The 26,568-nt window shown below is 73.1% G+C and carries 24 protein-coding genes; 11 read left to right on the top strand and 13 right to left on the bottom strand.

Annotation, left to right across the window (positions count from 1 at the left end; translation table 11 throughout):
* Positions 1-30 precede the first annotated feature (30 nt).
* From ABGB06_RS15540 to ABGB06_RS15565, 6 genes are all read right to left on the bottom strand, one after another.
* The gene (locus ABGB06_RS15540; protein ID WP_347589534.1) at positions 31-531 is read right to left on the bottom strand and encodes a GNAT family N-acetyltransferase; all 501 of its coding nucleotides are present in this window, start codon (positions 529-531) and stop codon (positions 31-33) included.
* Positions 532-542: 11 nt separating this feature from the next.
* Positions 543-725, bottom strand: a complete 183-nt coding sequence (locus tag ABGB06_RS15545) for a hypothetical protein (RefSeq protein WP_347589536.1) — start codon at positions 723-725, stop codon at positions 543-545.
* Positions 726-878: 153 nt separating this feature from the next.
* Positions 879-1,787, bottom strand: coding sequence for a carbohydrate ABC transporter permease (locus ABGB06_RS15550; protein ID WP_347589538.1), 909 nt, complete (start codon positions 1,785-1,787; stop codon positions 879-881).
* A complete protein-coding gene (locus tag ABGB06_RS15555; protein ID WP_347589540.1) occupies positions 1,784-2,749 on the bottom strand; it encodes a sugar ABC transporter permease in 966 nt (321 codons plus the stop codon). The genes ABGB06_RS15550 and ABGB06_RS15555 overlap by 4 nt, the downstream gene beginning before the upstream one ends.
* A 55-nt stretch (positions 2,750-2,804) precedes the next feature.
* Positions 2,805-4,121 (bottom strand): extracellular solute-binding protein, encoded by a 1,317-nt coding sequence (locus ABGB06_RS15560; protein ID WP_347589542.1) that lies wholly within the window; start codon positions 4,119-4,121, stop codon positions 2,805-2,807.
* 211 nt (positions 4,122-4,332) lie between these two features.
* Positions 4,333-5,547: an 8-amino-7-oxononanoate synthase gene (locus ABGB06_RS15565; RefSeq protein ID WP_347589544.1), complete on the bottom strand. Its 1,215-nt coding sequence runs from the start codon at positions 5,545-5,547 to the stop codon at positions 4,333-4,335.
* A gap of 171 nt (positions 5,548-5,718) precedes the next feature.
* Between ABGB06_RS15565 and bioB the strand changes: the two genes are divergently transcribed.
* Genes bioB through bioD form a run of 3 tightly spaced genes read left to right on the top strand, consistent with a single transcriptional unit; the run spans position 5,719 to position 8,858 of the window.
* On the top strand, positions 5,719-6,780 hold the full coding sequence (gene bioB, locus ABGB06_RS15570) for a biotin synthase BioB (protein WP_347589546.1): 1,062 nt from the start codon (positions 5,719-5,721) through the stop codon (positions 6,778-6,780).
* A complete protein-coding gene (locus tag ABGB06_RS15575; RefSeq protein WP_347589548.1) occupies positions 6,773-8,116 on the top strand; it encodes an adenosylmethionine--8-amino-7-oxononanoate transaminase in 1,344 nt (447 codons plus the stop codon). Before bioB ends, ABGB06_RS15575 begins: the two co-directional genes overlap by 8 nt.
* A gap of 19 nt (positions 8,117-8,135) precedes the next feature.
* The gene (gene bioD / locus ABGB06_RS15580; RefSeq protein ID WP_347589550.1) at positions 8,136-8,858 is read left to right on the top strand and encodes a dethiobiotin synthase; all 723 of its coding nucleotides are present in this window, start codon (positions 8,136-8,138) and stop codon (positions 8,856-8,858) included.
* A 542-nt stretch (positions 8,859-9,400) separates the two neighbouring features.
* Here the strand turns inward: bioD and ABGB06_RS15585 are convergent.
* From ABGB06_RS15585 to ABGB06_RS15595, 3 genes are all read right to left on the bottom strand, one after another.
* Positions 9,401-10,705 carry a bifunctional class I SAM-dependent methyltransferase/N-acetyltransferase gene (locus tag ABGB06_RS15585; protein ID WP_347589552.1) on the bottom strand — a complete coding sequence of 435 codons (1,305 nt, stop codon included), beginning with the start codon at positions 10,703-10,705 and terminating at the stop codon, positions 9,401-9,403.
* On the bottom strand, positions 10,702-11,679 hold the full coding sequence (rsgA, locus tag ABGB06_RS15590) for a ribosome small subunit-dependent GTPase A (protein WP_347589834.1): 978 nt from the start codon (positions 11,677-11,679) through the stop codon (positions 10,702-10,704). The genes ABGB06_RS15585 and rsgA overlap by 4 nt, the downstream gene beginning before the upstream one ends.
* 280 nt (positions 11,680-11,959) lie before the next feature.
* Positions 11,960-12,409 carry a hypothetical protein gene (locus ABGB06_RS15595; protein ID WP_347589554.1) on the bottom strand — a complete coding sequence of 150 codons (450 nt, stop codon included), beginning with the start codon at positions 12,407-12,409 and terminating at the stop codon, positions 11,960-11,962.
* A gap of 254 nt (positions 12,410-12,663) precedes the next feature.
* Between ABGB06_RS15595 and ABGB06_RS15600 the strand changes: the two genes are divergently transcribed.
* The 8 genes from ABGB06_RS15600 (at position 12,664) to ABGB06_RS15635 (ending at position 21,889) form a co-directional block, all read left to right on the top strand.
* Positions 12,664-13,779 (top strand): LacI family DNA-binding transcriptional regulator, encoded by a 1,116-nt coding sequence (locus ABGB06_RS15600; RefSeq protein WP_347589556.1) that lies wholly within the window; start codon positions 12,664-12,666, stop codon positions 13,777-13,779.
* A gap of 70 nt (positions 13,780-13,849) precedes the next feature.
* Complete coding sequence (locus tag ABGB06_RS15605) at positions 13,850-15,100, top strand: sugar ABC transporter substrate-binding protein (RefSeq protein WP_347589558.1); 1,251 nt, start codon at positions 13,850-13,852, stop codon at positions 15,098-15,100.
* 7 nt (positions 15,101-15,107) lie between these two features.
* Complete coding sequence (locus tag ABGB06_RS15610; protein ID WP_347589560.1) at positions 15,108-16,037, top strand: sugar ABC transporter permease; 930 nt, start codon at positions 15,108-15,110, stop codon at positions 16,035-16,037.
* Between the two features lie 6 nt (positions 16,038-16,043).
* Complete coding sequence (locus ABGB06_RS15615; RefSeq protein WP_347589562.1) at positions 16,044-16,874, top strand: carbohydrate ABC transporter permease; 831 nt, start codon at positions 16,044-16,046, stop codon at positions 16,872-16,874.
* Positions 16,875-16,920: 46 nt separating this feature from the next.
* Positions 16,921-18,312 (top strand): GH1 family beta-glucosidase, encoded by a 1,392-nt coding sequence (locus tag ABGB06_RS15620; protein ID WP_347589564.1) that lies wholly within the window; start codon positions 16,921-16,923, stop codon positions 18,310-18,312.
* A gap of 109 nt (positions 18,313-18,421) precedes the next feature.
* Positions 18,422-20,713, top strand: a complete 2,292-nt coding sequence (yicI, locus tag ABGB06_RS15625; protein WP_347589566.1) for an alpha-xylosidase — start codon at positions 18,422-18,424, stop codon at positions 20,711-20,713.
* A 124-nt stretch (positions 20,714-20,837) separates the two neighbouring features.
* The gene (locus ABGB06_RS15630; RefSeq protein ID WP_347589568.1) at positions 20,838-21,494 is read left to right on the top strand and encodes an endonuclease; all 657 of its coding nucleotides are present in this window, start codon (positions 20,838-20,840) and stop codon (positions 21,492-21,494) included.
* A gap of 77 nt (positions 21,495-21,571) precedes the next feature.
* Entirely contained in the window at positions 21,572-21,889 is a 318-nt protein-coding gene (locus tag ABGB06_RS15635; RefSeq protein WP_347589569.1) for a DUF3140 domain-containing protein, read from the top strand.
* Positions 21,890-22,319: 430 nt separating this feature from the next.
* Here ABGB06_RS15635 and ABGB06_RS15640 read toward each other — a convergent pair whose 3' ends face one another.
* The 4 genes from ABGB06_RS15640 to ABGB06_RS15655 form a co-directional block, all read right to left on the bottom strand.
* A complete protein-coding gene (locus ABGB06_RS15640; RefSeq protein ID WP_347589571.1) occupies positions 22,320-23,180 on the bottom strand; it encodes an amidohydrolase family protein in 861 nt (286 codons plus the stop codon).
* An 18-nt stretch (positions 23,181-23,198) separates the two neighbouring features.
* Complete coding sequence (locus tag ABGB06_RS15645) at positions 23,199-24,224, bottom strand: aldo/keto reductase (protein ID WP_347589572.1); 1,026 nt, start codon at positions 24,222-24,224, stop codon at positions 23,199-23,201.
* 98 nt (positions 24,225-24,322) lie between these two features.
* Entirely contained in the window at positions 24,323-25,090 is a 768-nt protein-coding gene (locus ABGB06_RS15650) for an SDR family oxidoreductase (RefSeq protein WP_347589573.1), read from the bottom strand.
* Positions 25,087-26,451, bottom strand: a complete 1,365-nt coding sequence (locus ABGB06_RS15655; protein WP_347589574.1) for an enolase C-terminal domain-like protein — start codon at positions 26,449-26,451, stop codon at positions 25,087-25,089. Before ABGB06_RS15655 ends, ABGB06_RS15650 begins: the two co-directional genes overlap by 4 nt.
* Positions 26,452-26,568: the final 117 nt, after the last annotated feature.

Here is a 26,568-nt window from a genome sequence, read left to right on the forward strand (position 1 = left end):
GCCACCAGCCGAGCTGACCGGTCAGACTCGCTACCCGAGGGTCTTGGCGTACCAGTGATCCGCGCCGCCATGGCCCTCGTATGGCGTTGTCTCCTCGTATCCGTACCGCGTGTACAAGGCTCGTGCCTCGGCGAGTTGGGTGTTGGTCTCGCACACGATCCGGACAGCGCCCAGCCTCCTGGCAGACTCCTCGACGGCGACCAGCAGACCCCGGCCCAATCCCGCGCCTCGCCCAGCAGGGCGCACGTACATCCGCTTGAGCTCCGCGGTCTTCGGGGTGCCGCCGAGCAACCTCAGACCCGCGAAACCCAGCAACTCACCTCTGTCGCCGCGCGCGACGAGAAACTCGCCGTCGGGCGGGCTGAGGTCATGGTGCGGGTCCTTGGCAAGCACCGTTCGAAGCTCCGCCTCCGTCGCCGAGCGTCCCAGCACCCGTCGCCCCATCTCCGTGAAGTACTCCCGCATCACCTCGTCCACGGCCGCGCCGATGACGGGCTCGGGTCCGATAGTCCAGGTAGGCACGCAGGCCATGATTCCCGGACTCAACGCAAGCCGTCCACCGTTACGTCGCCAGGCACAACCAGCCACAGGACACAACCGGAGATCGATACCAGGAACAGCGTCAGTGCGATGTTCCGCAGCATGAGCGTCAGGCCCAGTAGCCGCAGGACCTCACCGGCCGTCTCCTTGGTGTGCTGTTCGGCTGCCGCCAGGAGCAGCCGCATGCCCGCGTGAACGAGGGGCCGTTCCCGCGCCTGCGGCAGGGGGACGGAGAGCGGCAACCTCGTGGTTCCCGTCGCCCCTGACTCCGAACCCAGTGGACGCGAAGTGTCAGCGGGTCAGCCGTGGGAGCCAGCCGACGGGGTTCTGACAGCCGCTCATTTGAGGCTGCCCAGGGTGACGCCGGTACGCCAGTAGCGCTGGAGCGCGATCATGAAGAGGGCCAGCGGGATGACCGACAGCAGCGAGCCGGTCAGCACCAGGGCGGTGAGGTCGATCTCGGCGTCGTCGCGCCGGGAGTTCCAGTAGTAGAGGCCGAGGCTCAGCGTCCAGTTGTCCTCGCCGCGCAGCATCGTCAACGGCAGGAAGAACTGGTTCCAGTTCTGCACGAACGACAGCAGGAAGACGGTGGCCCCGCCGGTGGTCATCAGCCGCAGCACGATCTGGACGAAGATCCGCACCTCGCCCGCGCCGTCCAGCCGGGCCGCCTCGATCAGCTCCTCCGGCACGGCGCCGTCGGTGTACACCTTGGCCAGGTACACCGCGAACGGGCTGACGAAGGACGGGATCAGCACCGCCCAGGGGCTGTCCACCAGTCCGAGCTTCGCGAACACCAGGTAGAGCGGCAGTGTCAGCATCGCGTACGGGATGAGGAACGAGCCGATCACCGCGCCGAGCGCCAACCCGCGTCCCGGGAACCGGAAGCGCGACAGCGAGTACCCGGCGGCCAGCGAGATCAGCGTGCAGACCGCGGCCCCGCCGCCCGCGTACAGCAGCGAGTTGCCGAGCCAGCGGAAGAAGATGCCGTCGTTGTAGGTGAAGACCTGCTCGATGTTCCGCAGCAGGTGGAAGTCGGCGAACCACATGCCGTTCGAGTAGAGGAGGTCGCGCTGGTCCTTGGTGGCCGAGACGATCAGCCACCACACCGGGGCGACGGAGTAGACCACCAGCAGGCCGAGGCCCAGCAGCACCAGGCCGCGCGAGGCGCGCGACTGGTGGACGCCGGCGGGCCGTTCCTCGGGTTCTGCGGTCCTGACGAGCGACGGGGACGGTGCGGGCGCGGTCATGGTTGTGGCCTGTTCGTGAGCTTGTAGAAGACGAAGGAGATGCCGCCCACCAGGAGCGCGAGGATGATCGACAGGGCGGCCGCGTAGCCGTAGTCGTTCGCGTCGAAGGCCTGGTAGTAGATCATCATGATCGGCGTGTAGCTCTTGGTGACGGTTTCCGGGGCCACCTGGCGGAAGAGCAGCGGCTCGTTGAAGATCTGCAGCATCCCGATGATGGAGAGCATGCCGGTCAGCACCAACGCGCCCCTGACGTACGGGACCTTGACCGACACCGCGATGCGCAGTTCGGACGCGCCGTCCACCCGGGCCGCGTCGAACAGCTCGCGGGGCACCGCGCGCAACGCCCCGTAGATGATCAGCATGTTGTAGCCGACGCCGTGCCAGGTGAGCAGATTGCCCATGGACACCCAGAGCATCTCCGAGGCGTAGAAGTCGGCGTCGATCCCGACGGCCCCGAGGATGTCGGTCAGCGGGCCCAGCCGCGGGCTGTACAGGTACATCCACATCAGGGCCGCGACGATGCCCGGGATCATGTACGGGATGAGGAGGGCGAGCCGGTAGCGGTGCGCGGTGCCGGTGGCGAGCGTGTCGAGCAGCAGCGCCATGGCGAGGGCCAGGGTCAGCATCACCGGTATCTGCACGCAGGCGAAGACCAGCACCCGGCTGACCGAGGTCCAGAAGTCGGCGTCGCCGAGCGCCTCGGAGAAGTTGTCGAGGCCGACGAAGACCTTCTCCTGCCCGCCGATGCCGAGCCCGGAGCTGCGCTCGGTGTGCAGGCTCTCGTAGACGGCGTAGCCCACCGGGACGACGAAGACGAAGAGGAACCCGACGAGGAAGGGCGCGGCGAACGCGGCGCCCTTGAGGGCCCGGAGCGTGTGCCAGCGGGAGGCCCCCCGGGGACCGCGGTCCGGTGGGGTCGCGGTCCCCCTCGGCCGCGCCCGGGGGGTGGCGGTGACGGTCATCTGGCGTGCCTCACGGTGCTCGTGGTGGGAACGGGAAGTGCGGAGCGGAGGGCCGTCACTCGACGACGTTCACGCCCTGGTCGCGGAGGTCGTTGACCGTCCACTCCTGCATGTGGTCGAGGATCGACGCGACCGTGATCTCGCCGTTCATCGCCTTGCCCCACTGGTCGGCCAGTTCCTCGTACATGGCGCGGGAGTTGGGCCCGTAGACCCAGCCCTCGGCGAACTCCTCCGACTCGTGGATCACCGGCACGGTCTCGTCCGCGTACTCGCCGAACAGCTCGCGCGGCACCACGGCGTCCAGGTACGGGTTCGGGTCGGCGACCGCCGGGTACCAGCCCGAGCCCTCGGCCGGATCGGCGAGATAGGTGATGGGCGCCTCAGAGGTGGCCAGCCAGACCGCCGCCTCGACCGCCTCCTCCGGGTTCTCGCACAGCGACGGCACCAGGAATCCGCCGGTGTCGGCGGCGGAGAGCGGCTCGTCCGCGCCCATCACCGACAGGTTCGGGGCGGGTTCCCACTCGCCGAGCGTCTTGTCGGCCTGGCGCTGGTGGCCGGCGAGTTGCCAGGTGGAGAGCTGCCGCATCGCGATCCTGCCGTTGTCGTACTCCTGCATCATCGCGGCGTACTCGGCGTAGGAGATGCGCTCGACCAGGTCCTCGTCGAGGAGTTGCTGCATGATGTCGGCGGCGTAGCGGGACGCCTCGTCCGTGAAGTCGATCCGCCAGGCGTCGCCGTCGACCGAGTACCAGCGGGCCCCGGCCTGCCAGGCCATGTTCATCCAGGTCGAGGGGTCCTCGCCGGCGAGGTTGAAGATGTGGACGCCGTCCTCGCGGAGTTCCTTGCCGACGTCGATGGCCTCCTCCCACGTGGTGGGGTACGCCAGGTCGCGCTCCTCGAAGGTGGGGGCGTGGAACATGGTGAAGATCGGCTGCCGCTGGTTGGGCACGCCGTAGACCGTGTCGGCGATCGACATCGCCTCGATCGCGCCCGCCGCGAACCGGTCGGCCGAGGGCTCCAGGTAGTCGCCGAGGTCGGTGACGATGCCCTGCGCCAGGAGCGCGCCGCCCTGCCGGTTGTCGGACTGCACCAGACAGGCCGAGCCGGCCGGATCGCCCGCCTCGTGGGCGTTGTTGAGCGTGTTCGACAGCTCCGCCGCCGGCACGTTGGTCAGCTGGATCCGCACGTCGTCGTGGGCGTCGTTGAAGGCTCGCACCGCCTCCTCCGCGCCCTCCTTGTCGCTCCACAGCTGCAGGGTCAGCGGCTCGTCGGCCGAGCCCGACTCCTCGTCACCACCGCCGCAGCCGGCGATGCTGACGACGAGACCGAACGCCGCACCGCCGAGCACCCACCGTGTCTTCGCGCTGCTCACTTCACTGCTCTCCTTCGGGTGCGCCATGGCCGATGGAAGCCACAGATAGAAACCGGTTCCCAGAAAACGTTTGCTATGAGCCCGCACGTTAGGCCGCGGGTACGTCCACGTCAATGCTCCGGACCGAACTCACCGCAGTCCTCCCGCCGGTCGCGGCGACGGAAGGCGCACACCCGGCGTGGGCCGCGAGGGGAGATAACGGTTTCTAAGCTCAGCCGCGCGCCCCGGGCGGCGCCGTGCGGGCCACCTCGGCCACCGCGCGGGCGATCCGCTCCGCGGTCAACGTGGCGTTCGCGGTCAGCCGCAGCCGGGGGTCGGGCACCGAGGGCGGGCGGAAACAGCCCACGGCCAGGCCGGCGGCGCGGCAGCGTTCGGCCCAGGCGACCGCCGCCTCGGCAGAGGGGGCGCGCACCGAGACGACGGCGGCGTCCGGGCGGGTGGCGGTCAGCCCGGCGTCCGTCAGCCCGCGGAACAGCGCGGTGGCGGCGCGCCGGGCCCGGGCCGCCCGCTCCGGCTCCCGGCGCAGCACGCGCAGGGCGGCGAGCGCGGCGCCGGCGGCGGCCGGGGCCAGGCCGGTGTCGAAGATGAAGGTGCGGGCGGCGTTGACCAGGTGCTCGACGACCCGGGCCGGGCCGAGCACGGCGCCGCCCTGGCTGCCCAGGGACTTGGAGAGGGTGACGGTGGTGACCACGTCGGGCGCCCCGGCCAGCCCGGCGGCGGCCGGCGCGCCGCGGCCGCCCGGGCCGAGCACGCCGAGCCCGTGCGCGTCGTCGACCAGCAGTGCCGCCCCGTGCGCGCGGCAGGCGGCGGCCAGTTCGGCCAGCGGCGCGAGGTCGCCGTCCACGGAGAAGACCGCGTCGGTCACCACCAGCGCGGGGCCGGCGTGTCCGGCGAGCGCGGAGCGCACGGCGCCGGCGTCGGCGTGCGGGACCACCGCCGTGCCGCCGCGCGCGAGCCGGCAGCCGTCGATGAGCGAGGCGTGGTTCCCGGCGTCGGAGACGACGAGGCTGCCGCGGTCGGCGAGGGCGGTGACCACGGCGAGGTTGGCGGCGTAGCCGGAGGCGAAGACCAGGGCCGCCTCGGCGCCGCAGAACGCGGCCAACTCCGCCTCGAGGCGGGCGTGCAGCGCGGTGGACCCGGTGACCAGCCGGGAGCCGGTGGCGCCGGCGCCCCAGGTGTGGGCGGCGTCGGCCGCCGCGGTCACCACCTCCGGATGCCGCGCCAGGCCGAGGTAGTCGTTGCTGGCCAGGTCCAGCGGCCCGGGTCCCGGAGGGCGCGGCCGCAGCGTGCGCACCAGGCCGGCGGCGCGGCGGCGTTCGGCCGCGCCGTCGAGCCAGTCGAAGGCGCCTCCGCCCGGCTCCCGAGGCGCGGGCCCCGGCCCGGCGGCCGGCCGGCTCGGGAGCTGGGCCGAGTACTCGTGCAGCATGGAGTGCCGCCCTTCGCGCGTTGTTGATTTCCGCCAACCACCCAGGGGTCAATCCCGACGGTAGCCGCCCGAGCGATGCCGGCGGCATGTAGCGATCGGCACATGCGGGCCGACCGCGTTTGTAGCTTTCCGGGTTGGCCGGGCCGCCGCGGGTGGGCGAGGATCGGCGCCATGGACCTGCTGCAGACGCTGGTGGACAAGGGACTGCGACGCCAACAACCGACGCGCGAGGAGGCGTTGGCCGTGCTGGCGACCTCCGACGACGAGCTGCTCGACGTGGTGGCCGCGGCCGGCAGGGTGCGCCGCCAGTGGTTCGGGCGGCGGGTGAAGCTCAACTACCTGGTCAACCTGAAGTCCGGGCTGTGCCCGGAGGACTGCTCCTACTGCTCGCAGCGCCTGGGCTCGACCGCGGGCGTTCTGAAGTACACCTGGTTGCGGCCCGAGGAGGCGGCCGACGCGGCCGCCGCCGGCGTGGCGGGCGGCGCCAAGCGGGTGTGCCTGGTCGCGAGCGGGCGCGGCCCGACGGAGCGCGACGTGGACCGGGTGTGCGAGACGGTCTCGGCCATCCGGGAGCGGACCCCCGAGGTCGAGGTCTGCGCGTGCCTGGGGCTGCTGGCCGACGGCCAGGCGGAGCGGCTGCGCGCGGCGGGCGCCGACGCCTACAACCACAACCTGAACACCGCGGAGGCCGGCTACGGCGACATCTGCACCACGCACACCTTCGACGACCGGGTGGACACGGTGCGGCGCGCCCAGCAGGGCGGTCTGTCGGCGTGCTCGGGGCTGATCGCGGGGATGGGCGAGTCCGACGCCGACCTGGTGGACGTGGTGTTCGCGCTGCGCGCGCTGGACCCCGACTCGGTGCCGGTCAACTTCCTGATCCCGTTCGAGGGCACGCCGCTGGCCGGGGAGTGGCACCTGACGCCGCAGCGGGCGCTGCGGATCCTGGCGATGGTGCGGTTCGTCTGCCCGGACGTGGAGGTGCGGCTGTCCGGCGGTCGCGAACTGCACCTGCGCTCGTTGCAGCCGCTGGCGCTGCACGTGGTGAACTCGATCTTCCTCGGCGACTACCTGACCAGTGAGGGGCAGGCGGGGAAGGCGGACCTGGAGATGATCGCCGACGCCGGCTTCGAGGTGGAGGGCGCGGCCACCACGACGCTGCCCGAGCACCGCACGGATCTGGTCGCGGTGCGGCGGCGGGGCGCGGGCACGGAGCTGCCGCCCAATGCCTGACCGTGCCCCGGCACCGGCCCCGGGTCCGGGTCCGGGTCCGGCGTTGACGCCGGCCGAGCTGCTGGCGCTCGACCGGGCCCACGTGTGGCATCCGTACGGCCCGATGCCGGGCCGCGACGCGCCGCTGCTGGTCGAGTCCGCGTCCGGGGTGCGGCTGCGGCTGGCCGAACCGGCGTGGGGGCGGGCGGAGCTCGTGGACGGGATGGCCTCCTGGTGGTCGGCGATCCACGGTTACGACCATCCGGTGCTCAACGCCGCCGTGCGCGGCCAGCTCGGGCGGATGAGCCACGTGATGTTCGGCGGGCTCACCCACGAGCCGGCGGTCCGGCTGGCCCGCCGGCTGGTGGAGATCACCCCGAGCCCGCTGGAGCACGTCTTCCTCGCCGACTCGGGCTCGGTGTCGGTCGAGGTGGCGCTGAAGATGTGCCTGCAGTACTGGCGGTCGCTGGGCCGGCCCGCGAAGCGGCGGCTGCTGACCTGGCGCGGCGGCTACCACGGCGACACCTGGCACGCCATGTCGGTCTGCGACCCCGAGGGCGGGATGCACCAGCTGTGGTCGGGCGCGCTGCCCCGGCAGGTGTTCGCCGAGGCGCCGCCGCCCGGCTTCGACGCGGAGCCCGAGCCCGGGTACGTCCGAGGCGTCGAGGAGTTGCTCGGCCGGCACGCCGACGAGCTCGCGGCGGTGGTCGTCGAGCCCGTGGTGCAGGGCGCGGGCGGCATGCGGTTCCACTCCCCCGGCTACCTGCGGGAGCTGCGGAGGCTGTGCGACGCGCACGACGTGCTGCTGGTGTTCGACGAGATCGCCAGCGGCTTCGGGCGGACCGGCGCGCTGTTCGCGGCCGACCACGCGGGGGTGTGCCCGGACGTCATGTGCCTCGGCAAGGCGTTGACCGGCGGGTATCTGACGCTGGCCGCCACGTTGTGCACGCCGGGGGTGGCGGACGGCATCTCGCGCGGCGAGGTGCCGGTGCTCGCCCACGGGCCGACGTTCATGGGCAACCCGCTGGCCGCCGCGGTGGCCGACGCCTCGGTGGAGCTGCTGCTGGCCGGCGACTGGGCGGGCGAGGTGGCCCGGGTGGAGCGGGCGCTGCGCGCCGGTCTGGCACCGGCGGCGGACCTGCCCGGGGTGCGCGAGGTGCGGGTGCTGGGGGCGATCGGCGTGATCCAGCTCGACCACGAGGTGGACCTGCCAGCCGCCACCCGGGCGGCGGTGCGCGAGGGCGTCTGGCTGCGGCCGTTCCGCGACCTGATCTACACCATGCCGCCGTACGTGACGGGCGACGCGGACCTCGCCCGGATCTGCGCGGCGGCGTGCGCGGCGGCGCGGGCCGGTTAGAGGGCTGGGAGTGGCGACGATGCGGGACTTCGGAGGCGTGCTGGTGGTGACCGGCACGGGGACGGGCGTCGGGAAGACGGTGGCGACGGCGGCGGTGGCCGCGGCGGCGCGCGCGGCGGGCCGGTCGGTGGCGGTGCTGAAGCCGGCGCAGACCGGCGTGGCGGACGACGCGCCCGGGGACGCGGCGGAGGTGGTGCGGCTGGCCGGGCCCGCGGTCACCGCGTGCGAGCTGGGCCGGTTCCCCGAGCCGCTGGCGCCGGCGACGGCGGCGCGCCGCTGCGGGCTGCCGCCGGTGCGGCCGGCGGAGGTCGCCAAGGCCGCGGGCGAGTTGGCCAGGGGCCACGACCTGGTGCTGGTGGAGGGCGCGGGCGGGCTGCTGGTGCGGTTCGACGAGGTCGGCTCCACGCTGGCCGACGCCGCGGCGCTGCTGGACGCGCCGGTGCTGGTGGTCGTCGAGGCCGGGCTGGGCACGCTGAACACCACCGCGCTGACCGCGGAGGCGCTGCGCGCCCGGAACCTGCGCTGCCCCGGCGTGCTGATCGGCAGCTGGCCGGAACGCCCCGACCTGGCGGCTCGGTGCAACCTGACGGACCTGCCCGAGGCGGCGGGCGCGCCGCTGTTCGGGGCGCTCCCGGCGGGCGCCGGCGCGCTGCCCCCGGCCGCCTTCCAGGCCCGGGCGCCCGGCTGGCTCGCCCCCGCCCTGCACGGCCACTGGCCCGGACCGACCCGCGCCCCGCACTGAGACCGGCGCCCCGACCGTACCGACCGCGAGCCGTCCCCGGCCCCGGCGCGCGACGGCCCGCAGGCCGTGTTCAGCCTGCGGGCAGCGACCTGGCTCCGTCCGTCCGGCCACCGAGCCACGACCGACGCGTCACGGCCGCCGCAGCACACCGGAGCAGGGGCCGCCGAGGTTGGCGCCAACCGGGCCCGCACCGGCACGACCGCGATCCGTTCGCCACCACCCGCGCCCGGCCACCACCAATCCCGAGCGTGCGGCGAGCAGCCGTCGCGTCGTTTTGTCGACCTGTCGCTTCATCGGTCCAGCTTCGCGCCATATCACCGAGACGACCGCCAACCGGGCGCGGCGGGCGGCGCATCCCGACACATGGCGACCAGGATGGACGGGTTGGCCGCCGACCCTCCGAGGCGGACCGCAACGGGACGTCGCGCCCGGTCCGGCCTGGTTCTCGTCTGGCTACGACGAACGGATGTGCAGCGCTGTGCAACTGGCGCGGAAAGGCCGTGGCGCCCCGGGGAACAAGCCCCGGGGCGCCACAGGCGCGGTCAGACGCCGAACGCGGCGGGGTACTGGATGGTGCCCGCCGGGACCGGGCGAGTGTCGTCCAGAGCCATGGCCATCATGGCCTCGTCAGGTACGTCGAAGGGGGCTCGGATGCCGAAGCTGGAGGCTGGTGTGAAGCCGAACCGAGGGTAGTAGTCGGGGTGTCCCAGGACGACAACGAGGTTCTCTCCCGTGGTCCGGGCGGCGGCCAGGGCGGCGCGGATGGCCGCGGAGCCAGCACCGGCGCGCTGGGCTGAGGGCAGTACCGCGCACGGGGCCAGGGCGAGAGCAGGTTGACCGTCGACGTGGCAGCGGGTGAGCAGCGCGTACCCGACCGGGGTGCCGTCGGGGGCTGCGGTGACCATCGACAGGCCGTCGATCCACGCCTTCGGGTCAGCGCGCAGGGCGTCGACGATGTCGGCCTCGGCGGCGGTGGGGAAGGCCGCACGGAGGATGTCTCGGACGGCGGGGATGTCGTCGGCGGTTTCGGGACGAGCGGTCCAGGTGGTCATGGTGTTCCCGTTCTCAGTGGTGTCGTGGGGGCGGAGGATGTAGGCGGCGTAGTGGTAGTCGCTGCCGTGTTCGCGCCGCATGTCGATCTCTGTCCGGTGTGCGGCCAGGGCCTCCGGCATGCCGGGCCACTGCGGGTCCGCACGGGCCAGGCGCTGGGTGAGCGGCGTGTAGTACTCGTCCCACCAGTCGCTTTCCGGCAGCGGCCAGTGCGCGCGGAGGTGATAGCCGGCGGCCTGCGCGGCGTCGGTGTTCGCGGCGTGGGTGCGCAGCGGGTAGATCGCGTCCCAGTAGGCGCGCGCCGGGGCGGCGGGGTTGGGCACGGTCCATTCGATTTCGGTGACGACGAGGACGCCGCCCGGGGCGAGCAGGCGACGCCAGGTGCGTAGGGCGACGTCAAAGCCGATGGTGTAGACGGACCCCTCGGCCCAGATCACGTCGAAGCTGTGATCGGGGACGGGCAGCCGGTCCATCGAGCAGTTGACGACCGTGACCTGGTCGCCCAGGCCCCGGCGGGCCGCCTCGGCGGCGAGGCCGTCCAGGAAGGGCTGGTACAGGTCGACCGCGGTCACCTGCGCACCGACTTCGTCCGCCAGCAGCAGGGTGGAGCGGCCGGGGCCGCAGCCCGCGTCCAGCACCCGCGGGCACTCGGGCAAGGGCCCGACCATCTCCAGCAGGTGCCGTGTGGTGGCGTCCGATCCGGGGCCCTGCCGGGGCAGATCGTGGTGCAGGGCGAAGAACGCCTCCGTCACCGGGTCGGTGCCGGGAGCGTGATCGGGTGTGCCGGTGTCGTTCACAGCTGGCGCTCCCGGAACTGGTAGGTGGCACGCAGGTGCCGCGTGATGTCCTTCCTGGCGGCCTCGCGGTCGGTGCGCAGTCGAGCGTCGGTGCGGGAGGCCGCGTAGGCGTTCTCCCTCAGCAGTTGGCGGTAGCTGTCCAGACGGCGCTGGGGAATCTCGCCTGCCTCGACGGCAGCAAGCACCGCGCAGCCGGGTTCGCTCACATGTGCGCAGTCCGTGAACCGGCAGTCCGGTGCGAGGTGTTCGATCTCGGCGAAGGTCTGCTCCAGCCCGTCCTGGGCGTCGTGCAGGCCGATCGCGCGCAGACCGGGGGTGTCCAGCAGGACCCCGCCGCCGGGCAGCGGAATCAGCTCCCGCCATGCGGTGGTGTGCCGCCCCTTGCCGTCCACGTCGCGCACCGCGGCGGTCGCCAGCCGGTCCTCGCCCAGCAGCTGGTTACCCAGAGTGGACTTACCCGCGCCGGAGGGGCCCAGCAGCACGATGGTGCCGTTCAGGACGGCCGTCAGGGTGTCCAGGCCCAGCCCGGTCACGGCGCTGGTGACCAGCACATCCGCGCCTGGTGCCACCTCGGACACCTCGGCTGCGGCCAGTTGCGCGTCGGCACACTGGTCGGCCTTGGTGAGCACCACGACCGGTTGGGCGCCGCTCTCCCAGGCCAGGGCGAGCATGCGTTCGGTCCTGCCGTGCTTCAGCGGGGTACCCAGCGACACCGTCACCGCGACCGTGTCGATGTTGGCGGCCAGGACCTGGCCACGGGAGGTACGCGAAGCGGTGGATCGCACCAGGGCGGTGCGTCGCTCCAGTACCGCGTGCAGCACTGGTCCGTGACTGGTGGTGGCAGGATGCAGGGCGGCCCAGTCGCCCGTGCATGGCGGCGACAGCGGGTTCTTCTGATCGGCGGCACCGGGGATCTCCGCACGGAGGATTCCGGTGTCGGTGACTGCTTCACACGAGCCGCGTTCGGCTCGCACGACACGGGCCGGGATCAGGCCGGCATCGCGATGGGGAGCGAAGGCGTGCTCGCACGCCTCGTCCCAGCCGTAGTCCGCCAGGGAGTACGGCTGAGCATGGTGGAACGTAGATTGAGACAACGTAGAGACCCTTGAACAAGGACCCCGTTGAGCGCGAAGCTCCGCCCCCGTGAGCCATCGGCTTGGGCGGGGGTGAAGGTCAGGTCAGACCGGGGCCCGGGACGTGAGGATGGTCCGGCGTGCGCTGCACACGGCAGCGGCCTTCACGGCAGACATCAACTCACCTCCCTCTTCTGGTCCCGATCATCTCTACTCCACCAACGCTAGCACGTCGGTTCCCGGCCTTGGACAACGCCGGCCTCGGGCAACGCCGGGGACGGAGGGCGTCGGCGCACGGGCGCTCCGCGACGTGCCGGGCGACCGCGTCGACGCCGGGGCGCGCGTAGCGCTCCAGGGAGCGGGCCAGAAGCGTCGGGGTGGAGGTTCCGCCCTCGGCGTCGTGCGTCAGGGCACTGTGACGGAGCCGGTGGAGCGTCCAGGCGAGGGGGTTGGCCAGCAGCCGGGTGTTCTCCTCGAAGATCTCCTCGGCCCTGCGGTAGGAGGGCCGGGCCCGGGCCGCCGCCGGCGGCTGGTCGCGGTCCGCCGCGGGGTGGCGGTCGCACGGCGTACCCGGCCCGGACGGGCCCGCGTGGCTCGCCGGTCCGAGGGCCTGGTGTGACGGAGATCCCATCCCGCGCCTTCTCCCGGCCGCCGACGACCAGCCCGGCACCCCGTCGCCCAACCGGGCCCGCTGGCCGCCAACTGGTCCTCCCCACAACCATCTTTGGCGACTTCGCCGAATATCTCCTCCTCGCTTCGTCGACAAAGCACCACCAGTCGCCAGCCGGGGTCGGCCGAGCAGGCTCTTGCCCCGTGGCACGGGTGCGCCTAGCATCCGTGCTGCCGTTCGAATCGATTCGACGAAACGATTCGACGGTTCCGTACGTGAGCGCCGGCAAGGGAGCGGGAGTGGCCACCATCAAGGACGTCGCCGAGCGGGCGGGCGTGGCGCCCAGCACCGTCTCGTACGTCCTCAGCGGTTCCCGGAAGATCTCCGAGGAGACCCGGCGGACGGTCCGTGCCGCCATCGCCGAGCTGGGCTATCACCCGCGCGCCAGCGCCCGCACGCTGCGCAGCGCGCGCAGCGACGTGCTGGTGCTCGCGGTGCCCAGGGAGCCGGGCAAGTACCGCGCCGTGGACGGGCGGTTCGCCATCGAGATCAGCGACGCGGCGCGCGGTCACGGCTACGACGTGCTGATGATGACCGACCCGGACGGCGTCGGCGGGCTGCGCCGGATCGCCGGCAGCGGGCTGGCCGACGCGGCCATCCTGATGGCGGTGCAGGAGGCGGACCCCCGGGTCGCCGCCCTGCGCGAGCTCGGCTTCCCCGCCGCGTTGCTCGGCCACGGCGACGACCGGCACGAACGCGAGGTCTCCAGGGTGGACCTGGACTGGGAGGCGGCGGTGGCCCTGGCGGTCCGCGCGACCGCGGCCCGGGGGCACCGGCGCATCGCGTTCCTGGCCTCGGCCGAGCACGAGATCGCCGACCGCCGCGGGTACGCCCTGCACGGCCTGGCCGGGGCCCGGGCGGCGGCCGAAGGCACCGGCACCGACGTCGTCATCGAGGAGTCACCCAGCGACCCCGAACGCCTGCGCGCGCTGCTGCGCCGGCTGCTGGGCGGCGAGCGGGCGCCCACCGCGCTGGTCGTGCAGTACCTCACCCCACTCCCCCACCTGCTGGACGAGGTGGCGCGCCTCGGCCCGCGGATCCCGGAGCAGCTGGCCGTGGTGCCCGTGGGCAGCATCCCCGACGACCCGGTCTGCCGCGCGCTGCCCCGCATCGAGCTGCCGGTGAGCCGGATGTCGGCGGCCGTGGTCCAGCTCGCGGTCGAGGCCATCGGGACCGGCACCCGCACCCGCACCGCCGCACGGGCCGACGCGTCCGTCGCGGCCGGCACCGGCACTGTCGCCGGACACGAGCTGATCCCGCCGCGGCTGGCCGCCGAGCCCGCGATCCCGCCGCCCGCGCCGCACGGCCCCACCCGCACCGGCGCCCCGTGACCGCGCCGGTGTCCCGCCAGCAGTCCCCGCCGTTCCCCCCAGCCCACCGCCGACGAAGGACCTCACCACCATGCAGATGAGAGGGCATCCCCGCACCGGACGCGCCCGGCGCACCCGCGCGACCGCGCTGGCCCTGGTGGGCACGCTGGCCGCGGGCGGCCTCGCCGCCTGCGCCGCCGAGCCGGACCCGGACACCGTCACGGTGCTGAACTCCGCCACCGACACGGCCGAGCATGACGCCAACCAGGAGTTCTTCGACCGCTGTGCCGAGCCGCTCGGCCTGTCCGTGGAGCAGATCAGCGTGCCCGCGGAGCAGGTCGCCTCGAAGGCGCTGCGGATGGCGTCCTCCGACTCGCTGACCGACATCCTGGAGCTGGACGGCTCCGAGCTGCCGCAGTTCGCCGAGACCGACGGGCTCCGCCCGCTCGCCGAGATCGGCGTGGACACCTCGGTCTACTCGGACAGCGCGGTCGCCATGGGCTCCTTCGACGGCACCCAGTACGGGGTGGCGCGCTCGGTCAACTCCCTGGCCCTGATCTACAACACCGAGATGCTCGCGGACGCCGGCCTGGAGCCGCCCACCACCTGGGCCGAACTGGAGGACACGGCCGCCGCGCTGACCCAGGGCGACACCTACGGGATGGCGTTCTCGGCCAGCCCCAACGCGGACGGCGTCTACCAGTTCCTGCCGTTCTTCTGGACGGCCGGCGGCGACGAGGCGCACCTCGACGACGGCGCCGGCGCGCCCGCCCTGCAGCTGTGGAAGGACCTGGTGGACGCCGGCTCGGCGTCGCGTTCCGTCGTCAACTGGAACCAGCAGGACGTGAACGACCAGTTCCTCTCCGGACGGACCGCGATGATGATCAACGGTCCGTGGCAGGTTCCGGTGCTCGACGCGCAGGACGACGTGGACTGGGCGGTCGCCAGCATCCCGGTGCCCGAGGCGGGCCAGGACCCGGTGCCGCCGATCGGCGGCACCGTGATGACGGTGCCGAAGAACGACGACCGGGAGCGCGAGGAGAACGCCGCCGCGATCCTGAACTGCCTGAACTCGCAGGGCAACCAGCTCGCCTGGGGCGAGCGGGTGAACAATGTGCCCACCCGGGCCGACGCCGCGGACGCCTACCGCGCCGCCAATCCCAAGCTCGCGCCGTTCGCCGACCTGGTGACCACCGCCCGCTCCCGCACCGGCGAGGTCGGGACCCGGTGGCCGGTGGTGGAGACCGCGCTGGCCGGCGCCTTCCAGTCGGTGCTGACCGGCAGGTCCTCGCCCGACGCGGCACTGGACAACGCCCAGCGCCAGGCCACGGCGGGAGAGTGAGGACGACATGACCAGCACCACCACCGCGCCGCCCGGACGCCGGTCCGGGCAGGTCCGCCGCCGGTTCTACCAGTGGCTGTTCGTCGCCCCCGCACTGGTCTACCTGCTGGCCTTCTTCGGCTACCCGCTGGTCCGCAACGTGCTGATGAGCTTCCAGGAGTTCACGCCGCGGACCTACTTCACCGGCGAGTCCCCGTTCAACGGCCTCACCAACTGGCGCAACGTCTTCGAGAACGAGCTCTTCCCCGACGCGCTGTGGCAGACGCTGGTGTTCACCGTCGGCTCGCTGGTCGGCCAGTTCACCATCGGCCTGGCCCTCGCCGTCTTCTTCTCCCGCCACTTCCGGCTCTCCACGTTCGTCCGCGCCGTGCTGCTGCTGCCGTGGCTGGTGCCGATGGTGGTCTCGGCCGTGGTCTGGCGGCGGATGATGGACGAGGAGCACGGCGTGCTCAACGAGTTCCTCGGCGGCATCGGCCTCGGCGGGGACGGCGTGCCGTGGCTGAGCAGCCCGAGCGTGGCGCTGCTGTCGGCGATCCTCGTCAACATCTGGATCGGCATCCCGTTCAACATGGTGATCCTCTACGGCGGGCTCCAGGAGATCCCCCGCGAGCTGTACGAGGCCGCGTCCCTGGACGGCGCCGGCTCCTGGCGCACCTTCCGGAGCGTCACGCTGCCGATGCTGCGCCCCGTGGTGACCGTGGTGCTGGTGCTCGGCTTCATGTCCACCATCAAGATCCTGGACCTGATCCTGGCGCTCACCGGCGGCGGCCCGGCGGACTCCACCCAGACCCTGGGCACGTTCACCTACCAGCTGTCGTTCCTGCAGCTCGACTTCGGCCAGGGTGCCGTGGTCGGCAACGTTCTCATCCTGATCAGCGCGGTGTTCGCCGTGCTCTACCTGCGGATCAACCGCACCGACCACGAGCTGGGGAAGTGATCGCCCATGACCACCCGCACCCCGGTCAACGCGCGGCTGCGCCGCGCCTGGAACACCGCGGCGGCGCTGCTCGTCCTGGCCGTGATGCTGTTCCCGGTGTACTGGATGCTGTCCACCGCGCTGCAGCCGCACACCAGCATCGCCGACACCGACCTCATCCCGACCTCGCCCAGCCTCGACAACTTCGAGGCGGCACTGGACAGCCAGGGCGGCTCGCTGGTCACCAGCCTCGTCGTCGCCCTCGGCGCGGTCGCGGTCTGCCTGGCCCTGGCGGCGCCGGCCGCGTACGGCCTCGCCCAGTTCCGGCTGCGCGGCGGCCGGGTCATCGTGTTCGGCGCCCTGATCACCCAGATGGTGCCCGGCATCGTGGTGGCCAACGCCCTGTACAGCGCGTACGCCGAGCTGCGGCTGGTGAACTCCTACCTGGGGCTGATCCTTGCCGACGCCTCGCTCGGGCTGCCGTTCGCGATCGTGCTGCTGCGCGCGTTCATGGTGTCCATCCCGCGCGAGGTGATCGAGGCGTCGATGGTGGACGGCGCGAACCGGTTCACCGCGTTCCTGCGCATCGTGCTGCCGATGAGCCGCAACGCGCTGATCACCGCCGGCCTCTTCGCGTTCCTCTTCGCCTGGGCGGACTTCATCTTCGCGCTCACGCTCAACACCACGGACGACGTCCGACCGGTGACGCTCGGCATCTACGAGTTCATCGGGGCGCACGTCAGCGACTGGGGAGCGGTGATGGCCACCGCCGTGCTGTCTGCCATTCCGGCCGCCATCCTGCTTATCGTCGCCCAGCGGTACATCGCCGCCGGCATCACCGGCGGTTCACTCAAGTGAGTACCGCTCCGTACCCGCAGACCACCACTTCAGGCAGGCAGGGACCATGACTTCCCACGACTTCCCGCGGTTCCCCGAGGGGTTCACCTTCGGTGCGGCCACCGCGAGCTACCAGATCGAGGGCGCCCACGACGCCGACGGCCGCGGCCCCTCCATCTGGGACACCTACTGCCGCGAGCCCGGCCGGGTGTTGAACGGTGACACCGGCGACGTCGCCTGCGACCACTACCACCGCTATCGCGAGGACGTCGCCCTGCTCGCGGACCTGGGCGTGGACAGCTACCGCTTCTCCGTCGCCTGGCCCCGGATCCAGCCCACCGGGACCGGCCCGGCCAACGCGGCGGGCCTCGACTTCTACGAGCGGCTCGTCGACGAGCTGCTGGCCGCCGACATCGCCCCCGCCGCGACCCTCTACCACTGGGACCTGCCGCAGGCCCTGGAGGACCGGGGCGGCTGGCGGGTGCGCGAGACCGCCGAGCGCTTCGCCGAGTACACCGCGCTGGTCGTCGAGCGGCTCGGCGACCGGGTGGACCGCTGGATCACCCTGAACGAGCCGTACTGCACCGCGTTCGTCGGCTACGCCATCGGCCGGCACGCGCCGGGCACCCGCGAGGGGCGCGGGGCGCTGGCCGCCGCGCACCACCTGCTGGTCGGGCACGGCCTGGCGGTGCGGGCGCTGCGCGCGGCCGGCGCGCAGGAGATCGGCATCACGCTGAACCCGGACCGGCTGCTGCCGGCCACCGACACGGACGCCGACCGGGCCGCGGTGCGGCGCGCGGAGACGCTGCACAACGCGGTCTGGCTGGACCCGCTGTTCGCCGGCCGGTACCCGGAGCACGAGGCGGAGACCTGGGGCGAACTGGCGGACGGCTCCTACCGCAGGGACGGCGACCTGGACCTGATCGGCGAACCGCTGGACTTCGTCGGCGTCAACTACTACCGGCCCACCACGGTCGCCGACGCGCCGCACACCGACCCCGACCCGGCCACCCGCACGGCCGTGGACGTCCGGGCGGCCGAGTCGATGCGGGACGACGTCCGGCGCACCACCATGGGCTGGCCCGTGGTGCCCGACACCTTCACGGACCTGCTCGTGGACCTGGTCCGCCGGTACCCGACGCTGCCGCCGGTGATCATCACCGAGAACGGCTCGGCCGAGGCGGACACCGTCGCGGCGGACGGCCGGGTCCACGACACCGACCGCGTCGCGTACCTGCACGACCACCTGACGGCGCTGGCCGCGGCGATCGAGGCGGGCGTGGACGTGCGCGGCTACTACGTCTGGTCGCTGCTGGACAACTTCGAGTGGGCCTACGGCTACGACCGCCGCTTCGGCATCGTCCGGGTCGACTACGACACGCTCGAACGCCTGCCCAAGGACAGCTACCGCTGGTACCGCTCCATGATCGAGAACCACCGCAAGGAGAGCCATCCGTGAGCGACGAGCGCGCGGCCACCCGGCCGCACCTCCCCGTCCGGCCGCAGCGGCGCCGCGCGATCGACTGTGCCGTGAGCCGCTGTCGCGGCGGGGCGAACGAGGAGACACCGTGAAGTTCACCGACGGCTACTGGCTGATGCGCGACGGCGTCCGGGCGCACTACGCCAAGGAGGTCGCCGACGCGCGGGTCGAGGACGACCGGCTGACGTTGTACGCGGAGGTGCGGCACGTCGAACGGCGCGGCCACACGCTGGACGGGCCGCTGCTGACCGTGGAGTGCTTCTCGCCCGCCGAGGGCGTGATCGGCGTCCGCACCACCCACCTCGCCGGCCAGGTGGACCGCGGCCCGGACTTCGCGCTGCGCCCCGACCCCGAGCACCGGGCCAAGACGGCCAGGGACGGCTCGGTGCTCGAACTGTCCAGCGGCCCGCTGGCGCTGCGGGTGGACACAGCGGCGCCCTGGCGGCTGGACTTCACCGCGGAGGGCCGGACCCTGACGTCCGCCGAAACCCGCCGCGGCACCGGCATCGCGACCACCGGCGACGGCCGGCACCACAGCCTGGCGCAGCTCTCGCTCGGCGTCGGCGAGCTGGTGTACGGGCTGGGCGAGCGGTTCACCCCGTTCACCAGGAACGGGCAGGTGGTGGAGGTCTGGCAGGCGGACGGCGGCACGGCCAGCGAGCAGGCCTACAAGAACGTCCCGTTCTACCTCACCAACCGCGGCTACGGCGTGTTCGTGAACCACCCGGGCCTGGTGAGCTACGAGATCGGCTCGGAGGCGGTCGGCCAGGTCCAGTTCAGCGTCGAGGACCAGTCGCTGGAGTACCTGGTGATCCACGGCCCGACGCCGAAGGAGATCCTGGCCCGCTACACGGCGCTGACCGGCCGCCCGGCGCTGCCGCCGGCCTGGTCGTTCGGGCTGTGGCTGTCCACCTCGTTCACCACGGACTACGACGAGGAGACCGTCACCCGGTTCGTGCGCGGCATGGCGGAGCGCGAGATCCCGCTGGGCGTCTTCCACTTCGACTGCTTCTGGATGCGCGCCTACCAGTGGTGCGACTTCACCTGGGACCCGGCGGTCTTCCCCGATCCGGAGGGCATGCTGCGCCGGCTGAAGGAACAGGGGCTGCGGATCTCGGTGTGGATCAACCCCTACATCGGGCAGAAGTCCCCGCTGTTCGAGGAGGCCAGGCGGTACGGCTACCTGGTGCGCCGGCCGAACGGCGACGTGTGGCAGTGGGACCACTGGCAGGCCGGGATGGGGCTGGTGGACTTCACCAACCCCGACGCCCGGCGCTGGTTCGGCGACAAGCTGCGGACGCTCGCCGGGCAGGGTGTGGACTGCTTCAAGACCGACTTCGGCGAACGGGTGCCCACCGACGTGGTGTGGCACGACGGTTCTGATCCGGAGCGGATGCACAACTACTACACGCAGTTGTACAACGAGACGGTCTTCGAGGTGCTCAGCGAGCTCCGCGGCCCCGGCGAGGCGGTGCTCTTCGCGCGCTCCGCGACCGCGGGCGGCCAGCAGTTCCCGGTGCACTGGGGCGGCGACTGCGAGTCCACGTTCGCCGCGATGGCCGAGTCGCTGCGCGGCGGGCTGTCCCTCGGCCTGTCCGGGTTCGGCTTCTGGAGCCACGACATCGGCGGCTTCGAGGGCACGCCGACGCCCGCGCTGTTCAAGCGGTGGGTGCAGTTCGGGCTGCTGTCCTCGCACAGCAGGCTGCACGGCAGCAGCTCCTACCGGGTGCCGTGGGACTACGACGAGGAGGCGGTGACCGTCACCCGGGACTTCACCCGGCTCAAGCACCGCCTGATGCCGTACCTCTTCCACGCGGCCACCCAGGCGCGGTCCCTGGGCACTCCGGTGATGCGCGCCATGCTGCTGGAGTTCCCCGACGACCCGGCCTGCCACACCCTGGACCGGCAGTACATGCTCGGCGACGACCTGCTGGTGGCCCCGGTCTTCACCGAGGACGGCACCGCGGAGTACTACGTGCCCGCGGGCACGTGGACCCATCTGCTGTCCGGTGAGCGGGTCGAGGGGCCCGGCTGGCGGCGCGAGCGGTTCGGCTTCGACAGCCTGCCGCTGCTGGCCCGGCCCGGGTCGGTGATCCCGTTCGGCGCCGAGGACGAGCGGGCCGCGTACGACTGGGCGCACGGAGTCACGCTGCGGGTGCACGCCCTCGCCGACGGCGCCGAGGTGGTCACCCGGATCCCGACGCCGGACGGCTCGGCGGCGGCCACCTTCCGCACCCGCAGGTCGGGGGACACGGTCACCGTCACCTCGGACGACGCGCCGGGCCCGTGGCGGGTGGTCCTGGCGGGCCCCGACGGCTACGGCGAGGCGGTGCCGGCCGCCGACGGCGCCCGCTCGGTGTCGCTGCCGGTCACCGGCTGAGCCCTTCGAGTCCCGCGCCCGCCCATGCCCCCGCGCCGCGGGGGCATGGGCGGCGTACCGGCGGGCACCCGGCACGGGAGCCCGCGAGCCGGGCGTTCCGGGGCCAGATCGGAGGCGACGCGACATGACGAAACAGACCAAGGGGGGCGGGGACACCGGGAAGGCGACGGCGCGGGTGCTCCTGGAGCGCGCCGGCCAGACCTACGCGGCGCAGGCCGGGATCCGGCTGCGGGACACGCCGGGACCGACCTACCAGCTGCTGGTGCTCGCCCACCTGCTGTCCGCCCGGATCCACGCCGACGTGGCGGTGTCCGCGGCCCGGGCCCTCTTCGAGGCCGGCATGCGGGACCCGCGGCGGATGGCCGACGCGACCTGGCAGCAGCGGGTGGACGCGCTCGGCAGGGGCCACTACCGGCGCTACGACGAGCGGACCGCCACCCAGCTCGGCGAGGGCGCCGAACTGGCGCTGGAGAAGTACGGCGGCGACCTGCGCCGGATGCGCGGCCCGCGGATCGCGGCCTCGCTGCGCGAGTTCCCCGGCATCGGGCCGATGGGCGTGGACATCTTCCTCCGCGAGGTGCAGGCCGTCTGGCCCGAGTACCGGCCGCACATCGACGGCAAGGCGCGCGACGGCGCGGAGCGGCTGGGCCTGCCCCGTTCCGAGCGCACCCTCGCCGGGCTGGTGCCCGGGGACGACGTGTCCCGGCTGACCGCGGGGCTGGTCCGGGTGGCGCTGGACAAGCGGCTGGCCGACGAGGTGCGGTCGCTGGCCCGACGCTGAGTGTTTTCCCTCCGCCCTCCGGGGGACTCGGACCACTTGTCCCAGGAGTCCGCCAACTCCCCGGGAGGAGGAGCGACATGCGCGACGTCGAGGAACTGGAGATCACCGCGCTGTGGGCGGAGTTCCACACCGTGGTGAACATGACCTCGCAGGAGCTCGCGGCCTGGTTGCGCACCAGCGGTTCGTCCGAGTCGACCGAGGTGCGGCGGGGACGCGAGGTGCTGGCGCTGCTCTACAAGCGCCCGACGGATCTCTGCGACGCCGACATCCGACTGATGCGGCACGTGGTGGACGCCGTGCGTACCGAACACACGACCGGCCCGGCCGCCACGATCCCCGAACCGGAGTGGCGCTACCGGCTGATGAGCCTGGGCCACGATCCCCTGCGGGGCTAGGGCCAGGTTCCGGCGGGTCGACGGGGGCATCTCCCGGACTCCGTCCGGGGGACCCCTGGCCGGGGAGGATCGGCCCCGTGCCCGGTTGTCAGGGCACCGGACCGCGGCTCGTACGCATGGGGGCACCTCCCAGACGGCGTCCGGGGGAGGTCCTCGCGCGATCCGACGACGGGGCCGGGCGGGATGCCGTGGGGGTCCCCCGGACGAAGTCTGGGAGAGGCGCGGGCCCGCGAGGATCCGACGACGCCCTCAGGTCCTTTCCGATGGGTCGAGGGGGTACCTCCCGGACTCCCCGGACTCCGTCCGGGGGACCCAAGGCGGGGAGGATCAGCCCGTGCCTCCCGGATCCCGGGAGGCGCCCCGTCCGGTGGCGTCGCTGGCCCGCGACGTCCCACCGGCAAGGGCCCGGGCACCCCGGGTCCCGGCCGGCTCAGTTCCGGGGCTCCCGCGGCAAGCGGTAGACGCGGCGTGCGGTGCCGGCGAAGACCTCCGCGCGTTCCGCCGGGTCGAGCCGCCCGGTCAGCTCGCGGGCCGCCCCGACCACCTCCCCGTAGCTGGCGGCGAGCCGGCAGACCGGCCAGTCGGAGCCGAACATCACCCGCTCGGGCCCGAAGGCGTCGAGCGCGGTCTCGGCGTACGGCCGCAGGTCCGCGACCGTCCAACCCTGCCAGTCGGCCTCGGTGACCAGTCCGGAGAGCTTGCAGGCGGTGTTCGGGAGCGCGGCCAGGCGCGCCAGGTCGGCCGCCCAGGCGTCGTGCTCGCCGGCGGCGATCTCCGGCTTGCCCAGATGGTCGAGCACGAACGTCGTCTCGGGCCGCAGTTCGGCGGCCCGGACCGCGGCCGGGAGCTGGTGCGCCCGGACCAGCACGTCGTAGACCAGGCCGGCGGCGCCCACCGCGGCCAGCCCGCGTTGCGCGTCGGCGCGGAGCAGCCACTCCGGGTCCGGCTCCGACTGCACCTGGTGGCGGATGCCGACCAGGTGCCGGCCGCCGGGCAGTTCGCCGAGCGCGGCCAGAACGTCGGCGACGCCCGGATCCGTGAGGTCGGTCCAGCCGACCACGCCGGCGACCAGCGGATGCGAGTCCGCCAGCGCGAGGAACTCCGGCGTCTCCTCGGCGACTGTGATGGTCTGCACGAGCACGGTGCCGGTGACGCCGGCCGCGCGGGCCTCGGGTTCGAGGTCGGCCAGGGAGAAGTCCCGACGGATCGGGGCCATCGCCTCTCCGGTGATCCAGTCCTGGTCGCGGACGCCGAGGTCCCAGACGTGGTGGTGCGCGTCGATGACGGTCATTGGCGTGTCAGCTCCCCTTCAGCTCGTCTCGGGCACGGGCACGTGGTCCGGCAGGAGTCCCTCGGCGCGCAGCTCGTCCCACAGCGCCGCGGGCACCGGGTGGCGCAGCATCGCGGCGGCGTCCCGCGCCTCGGCCGCCGACCGCGCCCCGACCAGGACGCTGGCGACCGCGGGGTGGCCGAACGGGAAGCGCAGCGCGGCGGCGCGCAGCGGGACGCCGTGCCGGGCCGTCACCTCCTGCATCCGCAGCGCCCGCTCCAGCACCGGCGGCGGCACCCGCCGGTAGTGGAAGGTGGCGTCGGGCCTGGGGTCGGCGAGCAGGCCGGTGTTGAAGACTCCGCCGATGACGACGCTCCGGCCGCGCTCGGCCGCCGCCGGCAGCAGTTCGACCAGGCCGTCCTGGTCGAGCAGCGAGTAGTGCCCGGCCAGCAGCACCGCGTCCACGTCGGTCTCGCGCACGAAACGGGCGAGCATCGCGGCCTGGTTCATGCCCGCGCCGATGGCGCCGACGATGCCCTCGGCGCGCATCCGCTCCAGCTCCGGATAGGCCTCGGTGAAGGCCTGCTCCTCGTGGTCGTCGGGGTCGTGGATCAGCGCGAGGTCCACCCGGTCCAGGCCCAGCCGCTCCAGGCTGGACTCCAGGCTGCGGCGTACCCCGTCGGCGCTGAAGTCCCACCGCCGGTGATGCGTCGCCGGCAGCGACGGGAACCCCTCCGCCGCGTCGGTGCCGAAGGCGGCCACGATGTCCTCGACCTCGCCGGCGGGATCGTTGGGTATCAGCAGCCGGCCGACCTTGGTGCTGACCGTGAACGAGTCCCGCGGCCGGTCCCGCAGCGCCGCGCCGAGGCGCCGCTCGGACAGCCCGAGGCCGTAGTGCGGCGCGGTGTCGAAGCCGCGGACGCCCTCCTCCCAGGCGGCCTCCACGGCGAGGCGGGCGTCGTCCTCGGTGACCTCCTGGTAGAGGCCGGCCAGCGGGGCGCCGCCGAGCGCGAGCTCGGTGAGGGTGACCTCGCTGTGCCCGAGCCGGACGCGGGGGATGGCCATGGCGGTTGCCACCTCTTTCGTTCGACGGACTCTGATCGGCGTCTGATCGGCCTCTGACCGGCTCTGCCGGAGCGCGGCCCCCGGCCGGCTCCCGAGGGTCAGTCCCGGGGCGGCGGGCGGAGCCGGAGGCCGGCCATACCGCCGTCGACCGGCAGCGCGGTCCCGGTGACCGAGGCCGCGGCCGGGCTCGCCAGGTAGACGATGGCCGCGGCCACCTCCTCCGCCGTCACCAGCCGGCCCATCGGCTGCCGCGCCTCCAGCGCCGCCCGCTCCGCCGCCGGGTCCTCGGCCGCCTGCAGCAACCGCGCCACCCACGGGGTGTCCGCCGTACCGGGGTTGACGCAGTTGACCCGGACACCCTCGCGGATGTGGTCGGCCGCCATGGCCAGGGTCAGCGACTGCACGGCGCCCTTGGTCGCCGAGTACAGCGCGCGCTGCGGCAGGCCCGCGGTGGCCGCGATCGAACAGGTGTTGACCACGGCCGCGTGGGCGGAGGCGCGCAGCGCCGGCAGCGCGGCACGGGTGGTGCGCACGATGCCCACCACGTTGACGTCCCAGACCCGGTGCCATTCCTCGTCGGAGTTGTCCGCCACGGTGCCCGCGGCGCCGACGCCCGCGTTGTTCACCAGGATGTCCAGGCCGCCCAGGTCCGCGGTGGCCCGCTCGACGGCGGCGCGCACCGAGGCGTCGTCGGACACGTCCGCCTGGTAGCCGCGCAGCGGCTCCGGCAGGCCGTCCGGCTTCAGGTCCAGCACCGCGACCCGCGCGCCCTGCTCGGCGAGCTGGGTCGCCGCGGCGCGGCCGATGCCGGAGCCGCCACCGGTGACGAGGGCGCGCAGGCCGGTCAGCCCGGTCGTGCCGGTCATTCGGCGACACCGCCCTGGTTCGCCAGGTCCTCGGCCCAGAACGCGCCGTCGGGGTAGCGGTAGCGGTCGATGGACTCCGGGCGGATCGCGGCCGAGAAGCCCGGACGGTCGGGCGCCACGTAGTGTCCCGCCCTGATCCGCACGGGATCGAGGAAGTGTTCGTGGAGATGGTTCACGTATTCGAGCATGCGATCCTCGGTGCTCCCGGAGAGGGCGACGTAGTCGAACATGGCGAGGTGCTGCACCAGCTCGCACAGCCCGACGCCGCCGGCGTGCGGGCAGACGGGGACGCCGAAGCGGGCGGCCAGCAGCAGGATGGCGAGGTTCTCGTTGACCCCGCCGACCCGCGCGGCGTCCAGCTGGAGCACGTCGATCGCCTCGGCCTGGAGCAGCTGCTTGAAGATGACGCGGTTCTGCGCGTGTTCCCCGGTGGCGACCTTGACCGGCGCCACGCCCCGGCGGATGGCGGCGTGGCCGAGCACGTCGTCGGGGCTGGTCGGCTCCTCGATCCAGTACGGGGAGAACTCCGCCAGGGCGCCGGTCCAGGCGATCGCCTCGGGCACCTCCCAGCGCTGGTTGGCGTCGATGGCGATGCGGACGTCGGGGCCGACCGCGGCACGGGCCGCGCGCATCCGCCGGACGTCGTCCGCGAGGTCGGCGCCCACCTTCAGCTTGATCTGGGTGAAGCCGTCGGCCAGCGCCTCCTTGGCCAGCCGGGTCAGCTTGTCGTCCGAGTAGCCGAGCCAGCCGGGCGAGGTCGTGTAGCCGGGGTAGCCGCGCTCCCGCAGCAGCGCGGAGCGTTCCGCGGCGCCCTCCCGGCCCCGGCGCAGCAGGTCGAGCGCCTGGTCGGCGGTGAGCACGTCGCCGAGGTAGCTCAGGTCGGCCTGGGCGACCAGCCATTCGGGCTCGGCCTCGGCCAGCAGCCGCCACAGCGGCTTGCCCTGCCGTTTGGCGGCCAGGTCCCAGACGGCGTTGATCACGGCGCCGATCGCCATGTGCATGACGCCCTTCTCGGGGCCGAGCCAGCGCAGTTGGCTGTCGCCGGTCAGCTCCCGGTACAGGGCGCCCGGGTCGTCGCAGAGCTCGGCCACGTCCCGGTCCATCAGATGCGGCGCGAGCGCCCGGATGGCGGCGACCTGGACGTCGTTGCCGCGGCCGATGGTGAACGCGAAACCGTGTCCCTCGGGTCCGTCGTCCGCACCGCCCGACGCGCCGTCCGCGGGGCCCGTGCGGAGGATGACGTACGCCGCCGAGTAGTCCGGGTCGGGGTTCATCGCGTCGGAACCGTCCAGCTCGCGCGAGGTGGGGAACCGGATGTCGAAGGTGTCGATCGCGGTGATCCGGTGGGCGGGTGCGGGCATCGACGGACCTCTCTGGTTCTGGTGCGGTCTCTCAGGGCCCTGTGGCTCAGCGGCACCCTAGAACGCGCTTACTATCGGCACAAGTGAAGGACCTCGCGGTGCGGAGTGGTGCGGGGG

The organism is Streptomyces sp. B6B3, from assembly GCF_039871525.1.
GTDB lineage: Bacteria > Actinomycetota > Actinomycetes > Streptomycetales > Streptomycetaceae > Streptomyces.

Bases quoted from the DNA above. Each gene is read 5' to 3' on its own strand.
- ABGB06_RS15540 (WP_347589534.1), bottom strand. From the start codon at position 531: ATGGCCTGCGTGCCTACCTGGACTATCGGACCCGAGCCCGTCATCGGC.
- ABGB06_RS15545 (WP_347589536.1), bottom strand. From the start codon at position 725: ATGCGGCTGCTCCTGGCGGCAGCCGAACAGCACACCAAGGAGACGGCC.
- ABGB06_RS15550 (WP_347589538.1), bottom strand. From the start codon at position 1,787: ATGACCGCGCCCGCACCGTCCCCGTCGCTCGTCAGGACCGCAGAACCC.
- ABGB06_RS15555 (WP_347589540.1), bottom strand. From the start codon at position 2,749: ATGACCGTCACCGCCACCCCCCGGGCGCGGCCGAGGGGGACCGCGACC.
- ABGB06_RS15565 (WP_347589544.1), bottom strand. From the start codon at position 5,547: ATGCTGCACGAGTACTCGGCCCAGCTCCCGAGCCGGCCGGCCGCCGGG.
- bioB (WP_347589546.1), top strand. From the start codon at position 5,719: ATGGACCTGCTGCAGACGCTGGTGGACAAGGGACTGCGACGCCAACAA.
- ABGB06_RS15575 (WP_347589548.1), top strand. From the start codon at position 6,773: ATGCCTGACCGTGCCCCGGCACCGGCCCCGGGTCCGGGTCCGGGTCCG.
- bioD (WP_347589550.1), top strand. From the start codon at position 8,136: ATGCGGGACTTCGGAGGCGTGCTGGTGGTGACCGGCACGGGGACGGGC.
- ABGB06_RS15595 (WP_347589554.1), bottom strand. From the start codon at position 12,409: ATGGGATCTCCGTCACACCAGGCCCTCGGACCGGCGAGCCACGCGGGC.
- ABGB06_RS15605 (WP_347589558.1), top strand. From the start codon at position 13,850: ATGCAGATGAGAGGGCATCCCCGCACCGGACGCGCCCGGCGCACCCGC.
- ABGB06_RS15610 (WP_347589560.1), top strand. From the start codon at position 15,108: ATGACCAGCACCACCACCGCGCCGCCCGGACGCCGGTCCGGGCAGGTC.
- ABGB06_RS15615 (WP_347589562.1), top strand. From the start codon at position 16,044: ATGACCACCCGCACCCCGGTCAACGCGCGGCTGCGCCGCGCCTGGAAC.
- ABGB06_RS15620 (WP_347589564.1), top strand. From the start codon at position 16,921: ATGACTTCCCACGACTTCCCGCGGTTCCCCGAGGGGTTCACCTTCGGT.
- ABGB06_RS15630 (WP_347589568.1), top strand. From the start codon at position 20,838: ATGACGAAACAGACCAAGGGGGGCGGGGACACCGGGAAGGCGACGGCG.
- ABGB06_RS15635 (WP_347589569.1), top strand. From the start codon at position 21,572: ATGCGCGACGTCGAGGAACTGGAGATCACCGCGCTGTGGGCGGAGTTC.
- ABGB06_RS15640 (WP_347589571.1), bottom strand. From the start codon at position 23,180: ATGACCGTCATCGACGCGCACCACCACGTCTGGGACCTCGGCGTCCGC.
- ABGB06_RS15645 (WP_347589572.1), bottom strand. From the start codon at position 24,224: ATGGCCATCCCCCGCGTCCGGCTCGGGCACAGCGAGGTCACCCTCACC.
- ABGB06_RS15650 (WP_347589573.1), bottom strand. From the start codon at position 25,090: ATGACCGGCACGACCGGGCTGACCGGCCTGCGCGCCCTCGTCACCGGT.
- ABGB06_RS15655 (WP_347589574.1), bottom strand. From the start codon at position 26,451: ATGCCCGCACCCGCCCACCGGATCACCGCGATCGACACCTTCGACATC.